General features: G+C 58.3%; 21 protein-coding genes and 1 riboswitch. Of the genes, 7 read left to right on the forward strand and 14 right to left on the reverse strand.

What is annotated here, in order from left to right; genetic code table 11:
• Window positions 1–34: 34 nt before the first annotated feature.
• Both VQ071_RS22600 and VQ071_RS22605 read right to left on the reverse strand, forming a co-directional pair.
• Entirely contained in the window at window positions 35–445 is a 411-nt protein-coding gene (locus tag VQ071_RS22600) for a DUF4830 domain-containing protein (protein ID WP_340516497.1), read from the reverse strand.
• Window positions 446–612: 167 nt separating this feature from the next.
• A complete protein-coding gene (locus VQ071_RS22605) occupies window positions 613–1056 on the reverse strand; it encodes a cell wall hydrolase (RefSeq protein ID WP_340516498.1) in 444 nt (147 codons plus the stop codon).
• A gap of 190 nt (window positions 1057–1246) precedes the next feature.
• Between VQ071_RS22605 and VQ071_RS22610 the strand changes: the two genes are divergently transcribed.
• Window positions 1247–2608, forward strand: a complete 1362-nt coding sequence (locus VQ071_RS22610; RefSeq protein ID WP_340516499.1) for an MATE family efflux transporter — start codon at window positions 1247–1249, stop codon at window positions 2606–2608.
• Window positions 2609–2783: 175 nt separating this feature from the next.
• Here VQ071_RS22610 and VQ071_RS22615 read toward each other — a convergent pair whose 3' ends face one another.
• The 6 genes from VQ071_RS22615 to VQ071_RS22640 form a co-directional block, all read right to left on the reverse strand.
• Entirely contained in the window at window positions 2784–3965 is a 1182-nt protein-coding gene (locus tag VQ071_RS22615; RefSeq protein WP_340516500.1) for a KamA family radical SAM protein, read from the reverse strand.
• A gap of 107 nt (window positions 3966–4072) precedes the next feature.
• Window positions 4073–4210: riboswitch (cyclic di-AMP (ydaO/yuaA leader) on the reverse strand.
• A 147-nt stretch (window positions 4211–4357) separates the two neighbouring features.
• Window positions 4358–4792 (reverse strand): TIR domain-containing protein, encoded by a 435-nt coding sequence (locus tag VQ071_RS22620; protein ID WP_340516501.1) that lies wholly within the window; start codon window positions 4790–4792, stop codon window positions 4358–4360.
• 203 nt (window positions 4793–4995) lie between these two features.
• Window positions 4996–5622, reverse strand: coding sequence for a TrkA C-terminal domain-containing protein (locus VQ071_RS22625; RefSeq protein ID WP_340516502.1), 627 nt, complete (start codon window positions 5620–5622; stop codon window positions 4996–4998).
• Window positions 5623–5833: 211 nt separating this feature from the next.
• Window positions 5834–8089, reverse strand: coding sequence for an excinuclease ABC subunit UvrA (locus VQ071_RS22630; RefSeq protein WP_340516503.1), 2256 nt, complete (start codon window positions 8087–8089; stop codon window positions 5834–5836).
• A gap of 35 nt (window positions 8090–8124) precedes the next feature.
• The gene (locus tag VQ071_RS22635; protein WP_340516504.1) at window positions 8125–8544 is read right to left on the reverse strand and encodes an SRPBCC family protein; all 420 of its coding nucleotides are present in this window, start codon (window positions 8542–8544) and stop codon (window positions 8125–8127) included.
• Window positions 8541–8876, reverse strand: coding sequence for an ArsR/SmtB family transcription factor (locus tag VQ071_RS22640; protein ID WP_340516505.1), 336 nt, complete (start codon window positions 8874–8876; stop codon window positions 8541–8543). Before VQ071_RS22640 ends, VQ071_RS22635 begins: the two co-directional genes overlap by 4 nt.
• 197 nt (window positions 8877–9073) lie before the next feature.
• Between VQ071_RS22640 and VQ071_RS22645 the strand changes: the two genes are divergently transcribed.
• Window positions 9074–10366 (forward strand): arsenic transporter, encoded by a 1293-nt coding sequence (locus VQ071_RS22645; protein WP_340516506.1) that lies wholly within the window; start codon window positions 9074–9076, stop codon window positions 10364–10366.
• A gap of 135 nt (window positions 10367–10501) precedes the next feature.
• Here the strand turns inward: VQ071_RS22645 and VQ071_RS22650 are convergent, their stop codons facing one another.
• Window positions 10502–11659, reverse strand: a complete 1158-nt coding sequence (locus VQ071_RS22650) for a saccharopine dehydrogenase C-terminal domain-containing protein (RefSeq protein WP_340516507.1) — start codon at window positions 11657–11659, stop codon at window positions 10502–10504.
• Window positions 11660–11757: 98 nt separating this feature from the next.
• Window positions 11758–12759: a hydroxyacid dehydrogenase gene (locus VQ071_RS22655; protein ID WP_340516508.1), complete on the reverse strand. Its 1002-nt coding sequence runs from the start codon at window positions 12757–12759 to the stop codon at window positions 11758–11760.
• 87 nt (window positions 12760–12846) lie between these two features.
• On the opposite strand from VQ071_RS22655, the gene VQ071_RS22660 reads away from it, so the two are divergent.
• On the forward strand, window positions 12847–14040 hold the full coding sequence (locus VQ071_RS22660; RefSeq protein WP_340516509.1) for a CdaR family transcriptional regulator: 1194 nt from the start codon (window positions 12847–12849) through the stop codon (window positions 14038–14040).
• Here VQ071_RS22660 and VQ071_RS22665 read toward each other — a convergent pair.
• On the reverse strand, window positions 14034–15515 hold the full coding sequence (locus VQ071_RS22665) for an aldehyde dehydrogenase family protein (protein ID WP_340516510.1): 1482 nt from the start codon (window positions 15513–15515) through the stop codon (window positions 14034–14036). The two genes, VQ071_RS22660 and VQ071_RS22665, sit on opposite strands and share 7 nt — an antisense overlap.
• Window positions 15512–15862, reverse strand: coding sequence for a hypothetical protein (locus tag VQ071_RS22670; RefSeq protein WP_340516511.1), 351 nt, complete (start codon window positions 15860–15862; stop codon window positions 15512–15514). The genes VQ071_RS22665 and VQ071_RS22670 overlap by 4 nt, the downstream gene beginning before the upstream one ends.
• A 190-nt stretch (window positions 15863–16052) precedes the next feature.
• Between VQ071_RS22670 and VQ071_RS22675 the strand changes: the two genes are divergently transcribed.
• The 3 genes from VQ071_RS22675 to alr all read left to right on the forward strand — a co-directional run bounded on the left by VQ071_RS22675 (window position 16053) and on the right by alr (window position 19690).
• Complete coding sequence (locus VQ071_RS22675; RefSeq protein ID WP_340516512.1) at window positions 16053–17282, forward strand: PucR family transcriptional regulator; 1230 nt, start codon at window positions 16053–16055, stop codon at window positions 17280–17282.
• Window positions 17283–17384: 102 nt separating this feature from the next.
• A complete protein-coding gene (gene ald, locus VQ071_RS22680) occupies window positions 17385–18515 on the forward strand; it encodes an alanine dehydrogenase (protein WP_340516513.1) in 1131 nt (376 codons plus the stop codon).
• A complete protein-coding gene (alr, locus tag VQ071_RS22685) occupies window positions 18512–19690 on the forward strand; it encodes an alanine racemase (RefSeq protein WP_340516514.1) in 1179 nt (392 codons plus the stop codon). Before ald ends, alr begins: the two co-directional genes overlap by 4 nt.
• On the opposite strand, the gene VQ071_RS22690 is transcribed toward alr, so the two are convergent.
• Window positions 19651–19860: a helix-turn-helix domain-containing protein gene (locus VQ071_RS22690; protein WP_340516515.1), complete on the reverse strand. Its 210-nt coding sequence runs from the start codon at window positions 19858–19860 to the stop codon at window positions 19651–19653. The genes alr and VQ071_RS22690 overlap by 40 nt on opposite strands.
• A gap of 10 nt (window positions 19861–19870) precedes the next feature.
• A complete protein-coding gene (locus VQ071_RS22695; protein WP_340516516.1) occupies window positions 19871–20347 on the reverse strand; it encodes a DUF2975 domain-containing protein in 477 nt (158 codons plus the stop codon).
• A gap of 384 nt (window positions 20348–20731) precedes the next feature.
• On the opposite strand from VQ071_RS22695, the gene VQ071_RS22700 reads away from it, so the two are divergent.
• Window positions 20732–21112 carry a c-type cytochrome gene (locus VQ071_RS22700; RefSeq protein WP_340516517.1) on the forward strand — a complete coding sequence of 127 codons (381 nt, stop codon included), beginning with the start codon at window positions 20732–20734 and terminating at the stop codon, window positions 21110–21112.
• Window positions 21113–21196 lie beyond the last annotated feature (84 nt).

Genomic DNA, 21196 nt, shown 5'->3' on the forward strand with positions numbered 1-21196 from the left:
ATCGTTCCCCGTCCGCGCAATAAGCGAGGACACTTTACTTGTTAATTGTCCCTTCTTTGATTAACCGTTTTTTATCCTTCAAAGAGAAATCGCCGGGCTCCCAAGTTTCCAAATGTCCGCTTCCTCCAACGATGTCTCCATTCGCCTCATAGATGTCGGCGAATATTTTCTTTCCTGATTTTTGCTTTTCTTTCAGCAAGTAAGTCGTAATTTCAATTTCTTCATACGGCTTCAGATCAATACCGACATTGGCTGCCGGCAAATAGTTTTTTGTACTTTGCTTTCTTTCGCCCACCTTGTCCTCAACATGCCAGCCAAACGATTTAAGATACGCAGTATGTTCAAGATGGCTCTGCGCGGTTGATTCGGCCGATTCGTTGTCGCAACCCACAAGGAATACAAAACAATATAATGCAAAAACTACAAAAAGTTTCTTAATCCCCATGCACCTCCTTGTTTTTTGTTTAGTTGTGAGACGTAAGCTCCCGCTTAAAAGTTGCTGTATTTCAGCTCCGGAAGGCGGTTTTGTTATTAACCCGTCTGCAGCCGAACAAAAAAACCGACCGCCTTATTAAAGGAGTCGGCAACAGAGCAAGCCCGGTTTAAAAAAAATTAAACCGTATTATATACATTTTCGCATTCTTCTACGGTCGGTTGATAAAAACAGTGTTTTTTCCATCGTCCGACAAGCGGCTGATTGTACCACGTTGGCGGACAGGGGCCGGGGTTCTCGAACGAGCCCGGACGGAAGTACCATAGCGAGAATTCGGCCGGCCAGTTCCGCTCCCCGTTCACAGCCCGCTGCGCCAGACGGCGCTCCCTCTCCCTTGAGCCTTGATAATACAGACCGTGCTGGAGCGCTTCGAACGCATGCGGCTGGTTGATCATTTGCGGAATGGTCCGGAGGCCTTTAAAATCGGAGCAATTCGCTCTGATCCGGTTAATCCCCACATTGCCGACGAGGAGCATGCCCATCTCCCCTTCGGTCTCGGCTTCCGCGCGAAGCAGCCTTGCCAGCATATCGATATCTTGTTTCCTGGCCTTGACGACACCCATTGGCTCACCTCTTTATATTTCTAGGCTCATCATATTGCAGGTGAAGCGGATGTGTGACTTCCGGCCATGAGCGGCGTGAATTAGAATCAATTGGTTGCTAATTTATAAGAATCGGTTGCAAATCCCGCTAGGAATCGGTACGAGCCTCCGTATATAATAGTGCTTATGTTTGCTTGAGGAGGCTTAAAGCGTGCAATTGGCAAAACGAATTTTACAACTGGCTTTACCCTCCATCGCTACTTTTTCATCGATGACCTTTACGGGCTTGCTCGTTCTGATGATTGTAGGGAAACTTGGAGCGGCCGCGATCGCGGTCGTCGGCGTTACGAACATTCTGATGTACAACATGTGGGCGCTGTGTGCCGGCATACAGAATGCGATCAACTACTTGGTTGCGCAAAACTACGGCGCCGGCGAAATGCGCATCGCCAACCAGCGGATGCAAATCGCGCTGCTGTTGACGGGTATACTCGCGGTGCTGCTGCTGATCGGCAGTCTGCTCGCGCCAGAGCTTATCTTAAGGGCGATGGGATTAAATGACGAGATCGTCTCACTGGGCACCGATTACGTCATGCTGCGGATGATCGCGCTGGTTTTCGGTATCTTTGGCGGCGCATTTTTCGCTTACCTCCGCGCTATCGGCGACACCAAGACGCCGATGACGATCGCGCTCATCAACAGCGGCCTTGTCGTCGTGCTTACGTATGTGCTGGCTTACGGCAAATTCGGGTTCCCGGACCTGGGGCTGCAGGGCGCCGCCTGGAGCGTTCTGATTGCGGAAGTCGTCACGCTCGGCTTGTGTCTGTGGGTGTATTACGGGTACCTGAACGCTACGCTGCTGACCCGCAGCCGCGAGCGGTTCGATCCGAAACAGGTCAAGCTGATGGTCTTCGAGAGCGCGAAGCTCAGCATGATGGAGATGTCCAACAGCCTGGGAATGCTGGTGTTCACGATGTGCATCTCCCGCCTCGGCACGGTGGCCATTGCAGCGAACGAAATCGCGCTGAACATTCTGTCGTTCGGCTTCATGCCGTCGAACGGGTTCGGAGCGGCGGCGACGATCGGCACCGGGCAGGAGATCGGCAAAGGACGCCCCGCGGAGGCGAAGCGCTTCGGCTTGATGACGGTTGTGCTCGGCGTCCTGATGATGGTGCTGATCTCCCTCCTGATGTTCGTCTTCGCGCTGCCGATCGCGAAGCTGTATACGCCGGAGCGGGCGGTGTACATGGCCGTTATTCCGCTCATTCATCTGGCGGCGTTCATCCAGCTGTTCAATACGTCGGGCATTATTTTTGGCGGCGGGCTTCGCGGGATCGGGGATACGACCTATTTATCCCGCGTGGCGTTCGTACTCAACTGGATCGTCTTCATCCCCGTCACACTGCTGCTGACGGTCGTGCTGGATTACGGCCAGGTCGGCGCCTGGATCGCGCTGTGCAGCAATATGGTGCTGGCCGCCCTGGCCAATGGATTGCGGTATGTCAAGCTGGACTGGAGCAAGGCGCGCGTCAAGCCGGGGAAAGCGCAGGCAACGACCATGGTTTCGCATTGACAGCATTTTTCCTTCATTTAATTGAATACAAGTTAACGTCAAGCAGGCAGCCGTAGGGCTGCCTGCTTGACGTAATTGATGAATTCGGCCTTGGCCTACGTTCTCGAGGAGCGGCGGCAAGTAATCGCCGGATTCATTGTCGTCTGTCCCGTCGCCCAACTGTCAATGCGTTTTCCTACCGCCCCGCCATGAGCTTTCTGCCCCTTTGCGGCATGTCGTCCAGCGAATTGACCGAGACGATTTTATCCGACTTTTTAGCCGGCTTTTTCCAATGCAACTCGTTGCCCGGCAGGTCGTCGAACCAGGATGCATCGTCCGGGCAATCCAGCACCATGAACTTGCCGTATTCATTGTCCCGGGACTGGTGGTATTTGAGATAGGCCTTGCCTTCCTCGATCGCCAGTATCTCGATCTTGCCCGACGTATGGCTCATGGACAGCCGTACCCGCTTGCCGAGTCCGGAGGTGCGCGCCTTGGCGCCTTCGACGATGTCGTATACTTCCTTGAGCGACAGCACGAACGCTTTGTTGCCCGCAACCGGCCGGTTCACAAAAAAGTAATACGGCGTCACGCCGGCCCACGACAGGCGATCGAGCAGCTCACCGAGAACGGCGGGATCGTCGTTGATGCCCCGAAGGACAGGCGTCTGGTTCACCACAATCGCACCTGCCTGGTGCAGCGCTTCGAACCCTCTCTTCGCTTCCGGCGTGATCTCGCGCGGATGATTGATATGCGCCATGACATAAATCCGCTTGTCCGTGGTGGAATGCGTGCGGATCAGCTCCAGCAGCGCTTCGTCTTCGTAGATCCGCATCGGATTGAATACCGGCATCTTGGAGCCGAGCCGTATGATCTTCACATGGTCGATCGCTCTCAGCCGCTCGAAGATCGTCCGCAGCTTGGGCGTGCCGAGGATCAGGCTGTCTCCCCCCGTGAGCAGGACATTGCTGATCTCGGGATGATCCGCAATATACTGCAGCCCCGGCTCCACATTGTTCACGGCCTCCTTCACGTCGTTGCGGAACAGCCGTTTGCGGAAGCAGTATCTGCAATACGCTCCGCACACCTCTGATACGATGAGCAGTGCCGTGGATTTGTATTTGTGCTGACAGCCCTCTACGACGTAGTTGGTGTCTTCGTCCGAAGCGTCCCATCGCCCGTATTCGCCCAGCTCGTCCTCGTTGGGGATAATGAGCTTGCGGATCGGGTCATCGGGGTTGTCCCAGTCGATCAGGTTCAAGTAATAATCGTTCACGCGAAAAACGAATTTATCCGTAATGCGATGAAGCTTCTCGCGGTCCGACTCGGGGATTTGCGTCAGTTTCCCGATATCCGTTATGTACTTTGGCTGTGCCATCTTGCATCCTCCTCATCGTATCAAAATTATGTGAAGGGCCATTTTTGGCAACAAAAAAGACCCGTTGTACGGGTCAAAAGACAAACGGAGCGCAGCTCCGCCGCAAGTATTGACCCATCTATAGCTGACGAGGTTAGCTGAAGGACTCGGGATAGATGGTTCCCTACGGTCTCGCGGACCGATTCGCCCCAAAAGAGTGGTTCCCCCGCTTTCCGGATGATCCGGAAATTAAGCCAGAAGCAACTATGAAAATAAAGGTGGAATTTAAAGGAAACGTAGCTGGTAATGATGAGTATACCAAACCTTATTCATTCAAACAACCTTTGATACAAAAATAGATTGTCTGTAATTTACTGTGAATTAATAGGCGCTCGCCGCTTGAGCGGCGGCTATTACGGCTTCCTCGCGATTTGTTTGATCGCCTGAATGATGGATTCCGCATCCCAACCGACCATCAGGTCCGCATTTTCTTTAATAATAAAAGATGCGGAGTCGAGGGCATCCCGTTGAACGGCGATCACAGGCTTGTGCAGACCGTCTCTGCAGGCAATAAGCTCTTTGTTGATCCAGCGGCTGTAATCCGGGTATCCCCCGACCAGCAGAATCACGACATCGCAAAATTTCATTTTGGCTTTAATAGTTTGGTAGAGCGCTCGTTCGTCGCTTGAGCGGTTCGCGGGATGGTCGGGAGCAATCAGCGTAAAAGCAGGATCGAATTGCTCTATGCGCCGCAGCAGCTCGCATAGTTCGTCGCAGGCGCCATTGTGGTTCCAGGCATAACTTAAATACAGGTGGTACCGGTTGTTTGCTTCAGATTGAAATGACATCACGAACTCCTTTTACTCATCTGCATAAAGAGAAAGAGCCCTGATGACAGGCTCCATCGTTTATCGATGCATATGGGATCGTTAAAAGGATAACAAAAAAACAGGCGACTCACAACCTTATTTGATAAATAAAATTGTATGTATAATTTTGTATGAAAAAAACCGCCGCCGCTGTTTGCGACGACGCCGCCATGTCCGGCGCGTTATAAGCGCGTTGTATTCAGGAATTGCTCGGTTCTCCGGTGCGCATGATCGTCTCCGACGACGACGACGACATCGTCTTCCCGAAGCACGACATGAGGCCCGGGAGAGATGGATACGTTAACGCCGCGTCTTAAGGCGATGATCGTCGCGCCGGTATTTTGCCAGAACTCAAGCGCTGCGATCGTTTTTCCGATCACATGCGCGTCCGGCTTGATCTTGAGCTCGACGGGATTGTAGGGCTTCAGATTTTTGAGACGGTCGGAGGCTTCGATAATTTCCTTCAACAGCACCTCGAACTTGCGGTCTACCTCGTGTTTTTCCACCAGCAGCTGCTGGATTTCCTGCTTCAGCGAATACGCGGATTTCAGATAATTGTTTTTCGATATATACTCATTGGCTTTGGCGGCGGAGACGATGACGATCTCCTTCCCCTGGGACACGGAGACGATATCTTCGTCCTTGAGCAGGACGATCGCTTTGCGGATCGTTTCCGGGGATACGTGGTACTGTCCTGCGAGAAGGGAGCGCCCGGATATTTTGCTTTTCTCGGGGAGCTCGCCGCTCACGATTCGTTGCGCGATATCGAGCGCGATCGATTTATAGCCCGCTTTTTCTTGGTCGTGCATGCCTGCGTTATTCCCCTATCCGACGATGTGAATACGAACTGATATGAATATACGCTTTTGGACAAATGATGTAAATATCGTATTTGCACAGATCATACGGGCTTCTCAAGCAAGCGGCAGATGTGAATTGGAATCGCAGGAAACGTACACTTAAAACGCCCCCCTCCGCGGGAGCGAAGAGAGGCGTTATCCGTCATGGTGAAGCTTGGCGCTAGCTTAAATATTTTCCCGTGATCGATTGCTCCGCATGGACGATCTGCTCCGGCGTACCTTCGAACACGACCTGCCCGCCTTTGCTGCCTCCGTCCGGTCCCATATCGATGATCCAATCGGCCTGGCTGATCACGTCGAGATTGTGCTCGATGACGATCACCGTATTGCCTGCATCCACGAGGCGGTTCATAATCTCCAGCAGATGGCCGATATCCGACATATGCAGGCCCGTCGTCGGCTCGTCCATCACGTAGATGCTGCCCTTCTTGTGCAGCTCGCTGGCCAGCTTGATGCGCTGGCATTCCCCGCCGGAGAGCGTGCTGAGCGGCTGGCCGAGCGTGATGTAGTTCAGGCCCACGTCGCTCATCGCCTGCAGCTTGCGTACGACCTCCTTGAGCTGGAAGTATTCCAGCGCCTGCTCCACTGTCAGCTCCAGCACTTCCGCAATCGATTTGCCGTTCAGCTCGTAGGTGAGCACTTCCTCCTTGAACCGTTTGCCCCCGCATACTTCGCAGGGCAGCTTCACGCTGTCGAGGAAGGACAGGTCCGTATATACGACGCCCTGCCCCTGACAGTTTTCGCAAGCGCCCTTGGAGTTGAAGCTGAACAAGCTCGGACTGACCTTGTTGGCGGTCGCGAACGCCTTGCGGACGTCGTCCATGATTCCCGTGTAGGTCGCGGGATTGGAGCGCGTGGACACGCCCACCGCCGACTGGTCGATGACGATCGCATCCGGGTGCTGACTCAGGAATACATCGTTGATGAGCGAACTCTTGCCCGAGCCCGCGACGCCCGTCACGACGGTCAATACGCCGGTCGGTATATCGACGCTCACGTCCTGCAAGTTGTGGAGCGCCGCATGTCGGATCGGCAGCTTGCCGGACGGCTGCCGGCAAGCCTGCTTGAGCTGGAGCGGCCGCTTCATATAGCTGCCTGTCAGCGTCCCAGACTCCAGCAGCCCGTCGTAGCTGCCTTCGTACACGATGCTGCCTCCGCGCCTGCCGGCATGAGGTCCGACGTCGACGATATGATCCGCCACCTTGATGACATCGGGATCATGCTCGACGACGATGACGGTATTGCCCTTGTCCCGCAGCTTCTGCAGCAATCCGTTCAGCCGGTGCACGTCGCGGGGGTGCAGGCCGACGCTCGGCTCGTCGAAGATGTACGTCGCGTCCACCAGGCTGCCGCTCAGATGCTTCACCATCTTGACCCGCTGCGATTCGCCGCCGGACAGCGTGTCCGTCTCCCGGTCCAGCGTCAGGTAGTCCAATCCGATATCCACCAGATGCTGCAGACGCTCCGTGAGCGACTTGACGACGGGGCCGGCGGCCGGATCGTCGATCTCCCTGGCGACACGGATGAGCTGCCCGACCTCCATGGCGGACAGATCCGCGATGTTGTAGCCGTTGATCTTGCAGCTGAGCGCGGCTTGGCTGAGTCTCGCGCCGTGGCAGCTCGGGCATGGGCCTTCCGTGATGTACGGCGCCACGGTCTGCTGCGTACGCTCGGACTTCGTCTTCACGTCCTGCTTGATGTACTTGTTCGTGAACTTCTCGATGACGCCTTCCATGGTGATATTCATCGCCTTCCCGGCGAAGTCCACCTTCAGCTTTTTCGCTTTGCCGTGCAGCATCTGCTCCAGGTCGTCCGCGGGATACTCGCTCAGCTTTTTGTCCGGATCGAACGGCCCCGACTGTACAATCAGGTTCCAATCCCAGCTGTCCACCGAGTAGCCCGGCAGCAGGATAGCCCCTTCTCGCAGCGACTTGGCCAGGTCGATCGCCTTGTCCATATCGACGCCCAGGCTGCGGCCGATGCCGTTGCATTCGGGGCACATGCCCTGCGGATCGTTGAACGAGAACAGGTTGACGGGACCGATATGCGGCTTGCCGATGCGGGAAAAGAGCAGGCGGAGAATCGGGGAAATGTCGGTAATCGTGCCCATCGTGGAGTGTGAGCCGCCGCCCAGCCGCTTCTGATCCACGATGACGGCCATGCTCAGATTTTCGATCGCATCCGTATCGGGCTGCGGATATCGCGGCAGGAACGTGCGTACGAACATGCTGAAGTTTTCGTTGAGCAGGCGCGTCGATTCTGCGGCGATCGTATCGAATACGATCGACGACTTGCCGGACCCGGATACCCCGGTGAAAATCGTGATCTTTCGTTTGGGGATGCGCAAGGATACGTTTTTGAGGTTGTTCTCTCTCGCACCCGTGATGACGATATATTCCTGATTTTTTTCGTTCATGCCTGACCTCCTACCGATCTTGGCCAACGATTCATCTATTGCTCCAGCGCCTTTTCGAGCTCGCCGAGCCATTTTGTCCAGCCGTGCTTGGCGCCTGCGCGCGCCGGCTCGCTGGAGATGCCGGTTTGCTCGAGATGAAGCTTGACCTTGCCGTCCCCCAGCTTCTGCAGCGTCCAGGTGACCGTGTGCGTCTCCCCGCTCGCCCACGTATAGGACAACCGGTGAGGCGCCTCTACGACGAGCACTTCGCCTTCGATAATGCCGCTCCAATATTCGGTCGGCTGCGCGCGGAATTGGAACTGATGCCCCACGACCGGCTTGAAGTTGTTCTCCATCGCCTGGCCGGAGCGGATGTCGACCACCCATTTGGCCAGCTTGTCCGCGTCGGTAATCGCATTCCACAGCTTTTCGATCGACGTGTTGTACTCAAAATCCAAGTTTAAAGTCAGACTCATTCTTCTTCCTCCTCTAATAGCCGGCCCAGACGTATCAAGTTCTCGCTCCAGAACTTCCTGTAGAAGGCCACCCAGTCCTGCACTTCTCTCAACGGATCGGCATTCAGCCGATAACGCGTCTCCCTGCCGACTTTTCGGTCAAGCACGAGTTCGGCTTCCTTGAGAATCGTCAAATGCTTGGATACCGCCGTGCGGCCCATCGTAAAATGCGGCGTCAGCTCGTGAAGCGGCAATTCCCCCGCCTCCGCCTCCGCCAACAAGCGAATCAATCGGCGTCTCGTCGGGTCTGCAATCGCGTCAAACGCATCCCGCATCGGATTGTTCTCGCTCACAACACCCTCTCCTAATGGTGATCGATTCTGTATGCTGCCCAATAGTCATAATGCGATTGTATGACACCGTTTGGTGTCGTGTCAAATCACGAAAAGGGGCGCTGCAGCAATGCTTAATATAATGATTTATTTATATAAAGGCATGCGTTTATAATGATTGTGGCAATCACAGAAACGTACCTGACGTAGGAGGCTTTATGCTGGCAATCGCTGCTATTATTTTCGTAATTACATTGGTTTTTGTCATCTGGCAGCCCCGGAGACTGGGCATTGGGTGGACAGCTTGCGGAGGCGCGTTATTGGCGCTGATTTGCGGTGTCGTCGGTTTTGAGGATGTTTGGGATGTCACACGGATCGTCTGGAATGCGACGCTTGCCTTCGTAGCTATTATTTTAATATCGCTAGTGCTCGACGAGATCGGTTTTTTCGAATGGGCTGCGCTCCATATGGCCCGCATCGCCGGAGGCAACGGCAAGTTGCTGCTCGTGTACGTCATCTTGCTGGGAGCGGCCGTTGCCTTCTTTTTTGCCAACGACGGCGCCGCGCTTATTCTGACGCCGATCGTCCTGGCAATGGTGCGCGCGCTCAAACTGGATGAACGCATGATATTGCCGTTCGTGATGGCGAGCGGATTTATATCCGATACCGCCTCCCTCCCCCTCGTCATCAGCAACCTCGTCAATATCGTCTCCTCCGACTTTTTCGGCGTCGGGTTCGTCGAATATGCCGGCCGCATGATCGTTCCGACCGTATGCGCGGTGGCGGCGAGCCTGCTCGTGCTCTACCTGTTTTACCGGCGGAGCATCCCGCTGCAGTACGATCTGTCGCATATGAAGCCCCCGGCGGACGCCATCAAAGATCGGCGCGTGTTCAACATCTCCTGGGTCATTCTGGCGGTTCTGCTCGTGGCGTACATGATCAGCGAATTTATCGATGTGCCGGTGTCGGTCATCGCAGGCGCCGCGGCGCTGGCCTTCCTGCTGCTCGCAAGGCGCAGTCCGGCGGTTCATACCCGCAAGCTGGTAAAGGAAGCGCCATGGACGATCGTCGCCTTTTCGATCGGAATGTACGTCGTCGTGTACGGCCTGCGCAATGTCGGTCTGACGAATGAGTTAGGGAAGGTATTCGAATGGCTGGGTGAGCAAGGCCTGTTCGCCGCGACCGTCGGCACCGGCTTCGTCGCCGCGATCCTCTCCTCGATCATGAACAATCTGCCGACCGTAATGATCAACGCGCTGGCCATTCATAATACCGCGTCGACCGGCACGCTCCGGGAAGCCTTCATTTATGCCAACGTCATCGGCTCCGATCTCGGACCGAAGATGACGCCGATCGGGTCTCTGGCGACGCTGCTCTGGCTGCATGTGCTGGCCGGCAAGGGTGTTAAGATCACATGGGGCGCTTACTTCAAGGCCGGCATCGTGCTCACAGTTCCCGTCCTGTTCGTCACGCTCTGCGGCTTGTACCTCTGGCTCAAGGTCATCGGCTAGACCGCCGAATAGATCAAGCTGTGTACGCGCCAGATCCTGTAGCCGGTCACCATCCCATACAAACAGCGGCAATGGAGAATAAGGCCCCGCTCTCCATTGCCGTCTTAATCGCGGATATCTTCCGGATGCCCGCCTTTATTGCTCAATTTCTTCTTCCTTGAACGATATCGCAATGCCCCGCTTGCCGAGCGCCGCTACGAACGGATCGAAGACATCCCCGATGATGACGTCCTCGATAGCCGCGACGCCGCGCTTGTCCAGCTTTCCTTCCGCCATCCACTGGGTCAGTTGAACGGCGGGGAATCCGGTCGTCTTCGCCATCGAGGTGATGCTGCGTTCCTTGTCGTAGGCATCGACCATTTCCCATTCCAGCTTCATTTTGCGGCCGTTGCGGGTTCCCGTGACCGTGACGCGCAATACGGTCATGTCCTCGTTCGAACCGCCCTTCATTTTGCGTTCCAGCAGCGGGATCGCCACCCTTTGCGGGGAGACGAGCTGTCCGTCGACTTCGATCGGCGCCTCGTCCAGGAAGCCCAGCTCGGCGAGCACGCTCATTTTCTCCCAATGGCCCTTGTAGCGGACGGTCTTCTCGTACAGCCGCTTCACCTTCGACCGCAGCGTATACGCCGTACTGTGCGCGTCCGTGACGACGGCCTCGCATTCGCCGACCGGCTCGGGGAAGCGCAGACTCTCCAGCCGCGTCAGCGGCGGCAGCTTCACCAGCTCCCCGTCCTCCACGGCGAGCGCTGGCTTGGTGCACAGCCCGAGCAGACTCTCCAGCCGGAAGACGACCTGGTACCAGAGCGGCGGGAGCGGATGCCGCGGCAGGCCGCCGCACAGCATGACGGCTTCGTCCGCCTCGTCGAGCAGCTCGATGCCGCGTGCAGCGAGGAAGTTCGCGATGCCCGGCGCCACCCCGGCTCCCGGGACGATCAGCACGCCGGCCGCGCGCGCCTGCGCGTCATATTCGGCCTTCTCCTCGTACTTGGAGCCGACCAGATCGATCAGATGACAGCCGGCCGCGATCGCCGCCCGGATCGCCAGCAGGCTGAGCGCATGCGGCAGACAAGATACTGCGATGTCCGAGCCCCGGAGCAGCTCGGCGACGCGGTCGTAGTCGTCCAGCACGGCCGTTCGTCCGGTCACCTTGGCCGAGCGCGTCGCCGACACGCATCGTTCGACGCTGGCGGCGACGGCATCCACGGCGACGATCTCGTCGATCGCATCGCTGCCGGCCAGCTCCTGGACGATCACGCTCCCGATCATCCCCGTTCCCAATACTGTTACTCGCACGGTGCATCCTCCTCGGCCACTTCAGCCTGTGGCCTGTCTATTGAATCTATTACCAGTCTATTGAATCTATTATAGGGTGCGCGGTTTGCAGGCGACAATCAGTCGAGCCCGCCCTTCCTGCCCTCCAGCACTTCCGGATCGCCGACGTATGCCGGCGCTTCGCCGCCCAGCACGCGGAGCACATTGCGGGCGACCGTCGTCGACGTGATGAGGTTGCACTCCACGGTCGTGCCTCCCACATGGGGCGTCACGATCACATTCGGCAACGACAAGAGCGGCAGCTCCGCAGCCGGCGGCTCCGGATCGAACACATCCAGTCCCGCGCCCGCGAGCAGCCCCTCCTGCAGAGCCGCATACAGATCGTCCTGATTCACGACAGCTCCGCGCGCCGTGTTGATCAAGTAAGCGGACGGCTTCATCCTCGCGAGCAAGGGGCGGCCGATCAGCTGCCGCGTATGCGCCGTCAGCGGGATATGCACGGACACATAGTCGGCAGACTCGAAGATGTCTTCCAGCCGCGTCGTCAGCGCCACGCCCAGCTCCCGGGCACAGCCGAGCTTGTCTTCGTCCGTTCGCCTGACCCAGGCGGACACCTCCATCTCGAAGCCGTATTTCAGCCGCTTCGCCGTTTCGCGGGCGATGCTGCCGAAGCCGATCAAGCCCGCTTTTTTCCCCTTCAGCTCGTACGTAGGCACGGCGCTGCGGGCCGAGAAGTTGCCCCTGCTCATCTCGCCGTGCAGCCGGACGACGGACTTGGCCAGCGCCATCATCAGCGTGACGGCATGCTCGGCGGTCGACACCTTGTTGACGGACGGCGCATGCAGCACCGGAATGCCGCAGGCCGTCGCGTACGCGACATCGATGTTGTCGAGGCCGACCCCCGCGCCGGAGATGACCTTCAGCCGCGGATTCGCCTCGATCACCTCGCGCGTGATCCTCGCAGGCGCCCGCAGGACGATGCCGTCTACGTTCCTGGCCAGCTCGCACAGATGAGGAATGTCATATCGGTCCGTCCATACGACCTCGGCGCCCTCCGCGAGGACGCGTTCCCCTTCTGAATGGTACATCGATAATATTTGCAGCACTTTCGGTCGGGCCAATTTCAAGACTCCTTTTCCCGCCCTGACGCCGCAGCAACCATGCTATAATGGGCTGCATGAAGCTGCCCGGACAGGAGCGATCCCTTTATGATTCTGGAGCAGATTGCCCAGACGATCGTTGACAATACGAGTGAGATCATCGACTATCCGATGATCATCACGGACGAGCACGGGAATATCATCGGTTCGACCGACCGCAGCCGGCTGGGGAGCCTGCACATCGCTACCGTCGACGTCCTGCGCAGGAACCGTACGGTCTCCTACGAACCGGAGGATGTACAGTCGCTCGACAATGTCCTGCCCGGCGTCGCTACGCCGATCGTGCTGAACGACAAAGTCATCGGCGTGCTCGGCATCGTCGGCAACCCGGATACGATCAACAAGTACGTCCAGCTGGTCAAGAGCCATGTGGAGCTGATGTTCCACGAATCGTTCAAGCGGGAGACGACGGTGCTCGAATCGAAGACGCTCGACACCCTGATCCAATACCTGCTGTTCTCGGATCATCGCCACGAGTCCGGACCGATGCTCGAATACGGCAGGATGCTCGGCTATCAATTCGACCTGGACCGGATCTGCATCGTGATCGAATTGGACCTGCCCTCCCTTCATCAGCCGGGGCGGGAAGGCAGCCTGGACAAATATTCGTTTCCTTATTTTCAGAAGGAATTGATCGAGCAGGTCAAGCATCTCTTCGTCGACAACCGGCAGGACATCTTCTCTCTGCTCCATCTCGAGCAGATGATCGTGCTCAAGGCGGTGCAGCCGCATGAGCAGGAGGCGTTCATCCGCAAGACCGAGCAGCGCATGCAGCGGCTCAATCAATTTTTGCAGGACAAGCACCAAGCCAGCGCGTCGGTCGCGGTCGGCAATATGAAGCGCGGCGTCGGCGGGATCAAGGAATCGTACGAGAATGCCGTCCGCGTCTTAAAAATCGGCAAAAGCAACGCGCAGTCCGGCCGGTTCTATCATTACAACGATTGGGAGATCACGCTTGAGCTGCTGACGCGGGAGCTGACGCCTGCGATCGCGGACAAGCTCGACGGGATGCTGGGCGCGCTGCGCCGCCACGCCAACTACGACACATTGTCCGCGACCTTCCTGACCTATTGCAGATGCAACCTGAACCTGAGCGAGACCGCGCGCACGCTGTTCATTCACCGCAATTCGCTCGCCTACCGCATGGACAAGCTCGCGGAGCTGACGGGCCTCGACCTCTCGACCTTCGAGCACTGCCTGCTGCTCTATATCGCGATCCGCGGCAGCGGCGCCGATCAATAATTGTCGATCTGCGCGCGCTGCAGCTTGCCGCTGTAATCTATATAGATCGATTTCCACTCCGTATAGACGTCGAGCGAGGCGACGCCCGAATCCCGGTGGCCGTTGCCCGTCCTCTTGGTGCCGCCGAAGGGAAGGTGAATCTCGGCCCCGGACGTGCCCGCATTGACGTAGACGATGCCCGTGTCCAGATCCCGCATCGCTTCATAAGCCCTGTTGATGTCCCGGGTGAAAATGGCGCTCGACAGGCCGAACTCGACGCGGTTGTTGACCGCAATCGCCTCCTCCAGGCTTCCGACCGGAAGGATGGATACGACCGGGCCGAAGATCTCCTCGGTTGCGATACGCATATCCGGCTTTACGTCCGTAAACAGCGTCGGCTCATAAAAGTGGCCCTCCGCCAGCGCGCCCTCGGCAGCCGGCTTGCCCCCGCCCAGCAGCTTCGCCCCTTCCTCCACGCCCACGCGCACATAGCTGTCGATGCGGTCGCGCGAGGCGCGGTTGATGACCGGCCCGACCTGTACCGACGCATCGAGTCCGTTGCCCAGCTTAAGGTGCGACATCCGCTCGAGCAGCCTGCTTTCCAGCGCGTCCTTGACCGCTTCATGCGCGATGACCCGGCTGCATGCCGTGCAGCGCTGCCCGCTCGTCCCGAACGCGCTCCACAGAATGCCGTCCACGGCCAGCTCGAGATCCGCATCGTCCATGACGATGACCGCGTTTTTGCCGCCCATCTCCAGCGACGTTCTTTTCAGCAGCGCGCCTGCCTGCGCATTGATCCGCTTGCCCACCTCGTTGGAGCCGGTGAAGGAGATCAGGTCGATGCCCGGATGCGCTACCATCGCATGGCCGACGACGCTGCCGGAGCCGTGGACGAGATTCACCAGGCCTGCCGGCAAGCCCGCTTCCTCGTAGATCCTCACGAACTCGCAGGCGATCATCGGCGTCTCGGTCGCGGGCTTCCAGACGACGGCATTGCCGGCGACGAGCGCGGGCAGCGACTTCCACGACGCGATCGCAATCGGAAAGTTCCAGGGGGTGATCAGGCCCGCGACCCCGACGGGCACCCGGATGCTCATCGCGAACTTGTGGCGCAGCTCGGACGGGACCGTGTCGCCGAACAGGCGGCGGCCTTCGCCGGCCATATAATAAGCCATGTCGATCGCTTCCTGGACCTCGCCTCTTCCTTCGTCGATGACCTTGCCCATCTCGCTCGTCAGAATTTGCGCCAGTTCTTCCTTGCGCGCCTTCAGCAGATGCGCCGCATTATACAATACTTCGGCGCGCTCGGGCGCGGGCACGAGCCGCCAAGCCCTCTGCGCGGCGACGGCCGCCTGAACGGCCTGATCGACTTCTTCCGCCGTAGACTGGGTCACTTCTCCGAGAACTTCGCCGGTCGCCGGGTTGGTTACCTTCACATATTCGCCCGAAGCAGATGCCGTCCAATTGCCGTTAATGTAGTTCAACAGTGTTTTCATTGTTCTCCTCCGTCGGTCTTTAGATTTTGTATCATTCGGTTCATCGCCTCTTGCAGCCGTTTGCTCGGTACCGAGACGGATATTCTGAAGCAGCCCTCGCCGGCCGGACCGAAGGCAGTCCCCGGCGTCAGGATGACGCCGGTCCGGTCCATGACGAACTCAACGAACGAGGCCGACGTATAGCCGGGCGGCACCGGCGCCCACAGGAAGAAGCTGCCTCTGGGCGCCTCCGCCCGGATGCCGATCGAGGCCAGCCCAATATGTAGGGCGGGATTTGCGCGACCCGCTTCGACGGTTGCAGCATGTTTCTTGTTCGCCTCTTTTCCGTTCGGCCGATTGCCCGTCATCGCCTTGCTGCATTAACCATACCGTTTTTCCGCGTCCGGCGACTATGTCCGCTTTGCACGAAAATCGTCGCCGCAGAGCCCCGTTATTCCGTGCAATACGCACAAAATGAACCGTGAAGATGGCCCGAACGATTCGGATATGATAAAAATGAAAGGCAGGCTATTTCTATCGTCCGGGGAGCTATCATCAATGGCGTATGACAAAAAAACTTTCGAGCGGAGCTTCGAAAGCTTGGATGAGCTGGCCGATACGATCAGCGAACAATTGCAATGCGCAGTCACGATCGAGGATGCCAACCACAAGCTGATCGCCTACAGCTCCCATCCCGCCCACACGGACCCCGCCCGCATCTCTACGATCATCGGCAAGCGGGTGCCCGAGAAGGTCGTGCAGGCGCTGTGGCGGGAAGGCGCCATCCCGAAGCTGATGCGCAGCGAGACGCCGCTCGCGATCTCCTCGATCGACGAGATCGGTCTGGGCGACCGGGTCGCGGTCGCGATTCGCAAAGAAAGCCAGGTGCTCGGCTACATCTGGATCGTGACCGGCGAGAACGCCCTGCCCCACGATTTTATTTTCGATCAATTGACCCAGGCCGCCGTCGCGGCCAGAACCAAGCTGCTTCAGCTTCACCTGACGCATCGGCGTGCGGAGATGAACCTGCGGGAGTTTTTCCGGCAGCTGCTCTCGGGCGATATCCAGTCGGATTCGGAGGTCAGACGGCGGGCGGCCGATCTGGGTCTGTCGCTGCCGGCTTATTATTGCGTGAACGTGCTCCCGTTCCCCGCCGAGATCGAGACCAAGCAGCAGCAGCAAATTCATTACTTGATCACGACGACGCTGCCGAAGCGGATCGTCCTGCATGCGGTCGATCACGATCGGCTGCTCATGCTCGAGGCGCTCACAGCCGAGCAGCCGCCAGGACCGTCGTCGCCCGCGCTGACGCTGTTGACGCAGCAGATGACGCAGCGCTTCGACAGCGCTCCCCTGCCCGGGGGCTGCGGCTCGGTCTACGGAGATTATGCGCGCGTGCACATCAGCTGTCAGGAGGCGTTGACCGTCATCGGCCTGCGCGAGCGCTTCCCCGAGGAGCTGAAGGCCGTCCATTACTATGCCGACCTCGGATATTACCGGCTGCTGCCGGCGATCGAGCGGCATCGGCAGGCGCATGCCTATACGAATCAATGCCTGAATAAGCTCGAAGCCTACGATCTCGAGCACAACGGCGAGCTGCTGCGGACATTGGAGGTGTACCTGTACCGCGACAGCAATCTGAAGGAATCGGCGGAGGCGCTGCATATTCACGAGAATACGCTTAGCTATCGTCTCAAACGGATCGCCCAGATCGGCGGCATCGATCTTGCCAGCATGGACCAAAAAGTAACCTGCTTTCTGGAGCTGAAGTCGAAGCGGCTTCGTTAAAAACCACAAAGCCGCTTTTTTGTTTTCTCATTTTCAGACAAACCGGTGCGCGCCTTGCTCCCTTATACTGTTCATAAAATTGAACGCAAGGGAGTTTTCGACATGATCATCGGCGTGCCGAAAGAAATTAAAAACAACGAAAATCGCGTAGCTCTCACGCCTGCGGGCACCGCCGCGCTTGCGCTTGCAGGCCATCAAGTCGTCGTCGAGCAAGACGCCGGCGCGGGCAGCGGGTTCGGCGACGCGGACTTCGCCGCGGCCGGCGCCCGCATCGCGGCGCAGGCGGACGAAGTATGGCAGGCGGCCGATATGATCATGAAGGTCAAGGAACCCGTGCCCGAGGAATACGCTTACTTTCGCAAGGATCTCATCTTGTTTACCTACCTCCATCTGGCGGCGAATCCGGGGCTGGTCCGGGCGCTGGCCGCAGCCGAAGTGACGGCGGTCGCCTACGAGACGGTCGCCGTTCAGCGCATGCTGCCGCTGTTGACTCCGATGAGCGAGATTGCGGGACGCATGTCCGTGCAGATCGGCGCCCAGCTGCTCGAGAAGACGCACGGGGGCAAAGGCATCCTGCTCGGTGGCGTACCGGGCGTACGCCGCGGCAAGGTGACGATCATCGGCGGGGGCGTCGTCGGGACGAACGCCGCCAAGATCGCCGCGGGCTTCGGCGCCCAGGTGACGATACTGGACAAGGATGCCGAACGCCTGCGCCAGCTCGACGATCTGTTCGGCACCTCCGTCACGACGCTGATGTCCAGCCCCTCCCATATCGCCGAAGCCGTAGCCGAATCCGACCTGTGCATCGGCGCTGTGCTCATTCCGGGCGCACGCGCGCCGAAGCTGGTGAGCGAGGATATGATCCGGGCGATGCAGCCCGGCTCCGTCGTTATCGATGTCGCCGTAGACCAGGGCGGCATATTCGCCACGATCGACCGCATCACCACCCACGACAGCCCCACATTCGACAAGTTTGGAGTGATCCACTACGCCGTCGCCAATATGCCGGGTGCCGTCCCGCGGACCTCTACGATGGCGCTGACCAATGTGACCGTACCTTATGCGTTGCAAATATCAACTCATGGGATCGCGCGAGCGGTCGGACAAAATCCGGCGCTCAGGCTCGGTGTGAATACGGCGGGCGGATACGTAACGTACGAGACGGTCGCCACGGAGCTTGGCTATGAATATGTCACCGTCGAGCAGGCGCTGCGGGGCGGAACTCCCGTATGACGCTTGCAAGCTATCGGGATACATGGGCGGAAGTGTCGCTGGATGCGATTGCCCACAACGTTAGACTGTTTAAAACGGGGCTAAGCAAAGGCGCGCGCCTGATGGCCGTCGTCAAAGCGGACGGATACGGGCACGGCGCCGCGGCGGCGGCCCGCGCGGCGATTCGGGCCGGCGCCGATCGGTTGGGCGTCGCGTTCGCGGACGAAGCGGTTGAACTTAGAAATGCCGGCATTGAAGTCCCGATATTGATCCTGGGGCATTCGAACAGGCGGGCGATCGAGGCCGCCATCCGTCATCGGGTCGCGTTGACGGTCGCCTCCCGCGAGATGTGGGACGACATCGCTTCGGTCGCGGCCAGTCTCGGCGAGCAGGCACTGGTTCATCTCAAGGTCGACACCGGGATGGCCCGGCTGGGCTTCCAGCCGGACGAAGTACTGCCGGTTTGCCTGGCATGCTCCGATTCGCATATGTTCATCGAAGGCATGTTCACGCATTTTGCCGACGCGGACAACCCCGACCCGGACTTCACCCGACTGCAATTCGATCGCTTCTTCTCCCTGCTCGGACGGCTGGCCGGGCATGGCGTGCACATCCCGATCAAGCATTGCTGCAACAGCGCGGCGGCGATGAGGTTCCCGGAGATGCACATGGACATGGCGAGGATCGGCATCGCGATGTACGGTCTGTCTCCGCTGCCGGGGGAGCCGCTCCCCTCCTACCCGCTGCGGGAGGCGATGCAGTTCAGCACCGTCATCTCAACCATTAAGAAAATCGGTGAAAATCAGCCCGTCGGCTACGGACTTATGTATAGGACGCAAAAGGAAAGCCTGGTGGCGACGCTTCCTGTAGGCTACGCGGACGGATTGTCCCGACAATGGTCCAACGGCGGATGCGTGCTGATTCGAGGGGCGCGCGTGCCGATCATCGGCAGCGTGTGCATGGATCAGACGATTGTGGACGTCACATCCATGCCGGAGGCGCAGGTCGGAGACGAGGTCGTCTTGTTCGGCGCTTCGGGCGACGCGCGGCTGTCCGCTCGGGAGGTCGCTGCCCGCATGCGCACGATCGCCTATGAGACCGTATGCCTGATCGGCAAGAGAGTGCCGCGAATATACGCTTCGCCTATGCCGGGCGTTCATGCGTCGGGCCTGTACTCCAGCAGGTCGCCCGGCTGACAGTCCAGCGCTTTGCAGATCGCTTCCAGGGTCGATATCCGGATCGCTTTCGCCTTCCCGTTTTTTAAGATGGAGAGGTTCGCCATCGTGATGCCGACCCGCTCCGACAGCTCCGTCACGCTCATTTTTCTTTTCGCCAGCATTACGTCAATGTTGATGACCATCGCCATCGTCTTCACCTCATACCGTCAGATCGTTTTCAGCTTTGATATCGATGGCGTTTTGCAGCAGCTTCTGCAGGACGGCGGCGAACACCCCGATCACCACAGAAGCGAACGGCACGACCATGCCCAGCACGGCGAGTCCCGGCGCGTCGTCCCGGTCCGCAATGAAGTAGACGAACGGCAACGCGGAGGTGTACAGGACCGCAATGGCGAACGCGCAGTATTTGACAAGCTTGAGCGCCCGCACCGACAGCTCCGAGAACGCTTGGTTGCGGTCGATATACTTCAACAGCTTGAACGCCTGATACAAGGCTGCAAAAAACGGAATTGCGGATGCGTACATCGCGACGATAATCGGCACGTACATCCAAGCCGGGTAAATATCCGCAGCTTCTCCAACGACCGCAGGCAGTCCGAAAATACATAACGCAACGATCGGAATACCCATGAGAAAAACCGTTGCCTTCAAGAAAAGCGTCGTTCCCCGTTCCATAAGGCGCACCTCGTACCCTGATTTTGTGTATTGAATTTAACATAATATTTATCGTAATTCAATATATAATCATTGTTATACAGGACGAGGGCGCGAGGTTGCATACCGCTGTGCGCGCTTGGCGAACGACCATCGCGTTAGTTCGTCTCCGCGCCGAGATAGCCGATGGTCGCTTGGCACGGCGACCAGGATCGGGTCGACGCTGACCATCGGGCATCCGGCTCCGATTCGCCCGCAGGAGCTCCATTCGATTCCCACCATTCCATTCAGTCAATCGAATGATAGCATAAAATGTGTCGGCGCAATGCGAGCGTCAACTAAGATACGCTAAATTGGGTATTCTAAAGCAAATGGTAAATGAGGCAACCAAGGAGGAATCACAACATGCGAAAATGGATGCTGCCCGCCGTACTGACCGCCTGCTGCCTGTTCGCCATCCTGCTGACGTTTTTTGCGCTGCGCAATAGCGAGGCGCCTTCGTCCCCGCACGAAGCGGCGCCCTCGGCTACCGCATCCGGCGAGGCTGCGCCGGCAGTCGATGAAGCGGCGGCGATGGCGATCTACAAGAGCAACTGCCTGGCTTGCCACGGCGATCAGCTGCAAGGCGGAATGGGGCCGGCGCTCGACAAGGTCGGCGCGGAGATGTCCGCGGACGCCATTCACAAGCAGATTCTAAACGGCGGCGGCGGCATGCCTGCCTTCAAGGGGACGCTGACCAACGAGCAGATCGACACGCTCACCGCCTGGCTGGCCGCCAAAAAGTAACCTGGACGCTCAAGTAACCTGGACGCTCCAGCGACACGAAAAAAAGCGCGGATCTCCGATATCGGGGACCGCGCTTTTTCGGGT

The organism is Cohnella sp. 56 (genome assembly GCF_037963805.1).
Classification (GTDB): Bacteria; Bacillota; Bacilli; order Paenibacillales; family Paenibacillaceae; genus Cohnella.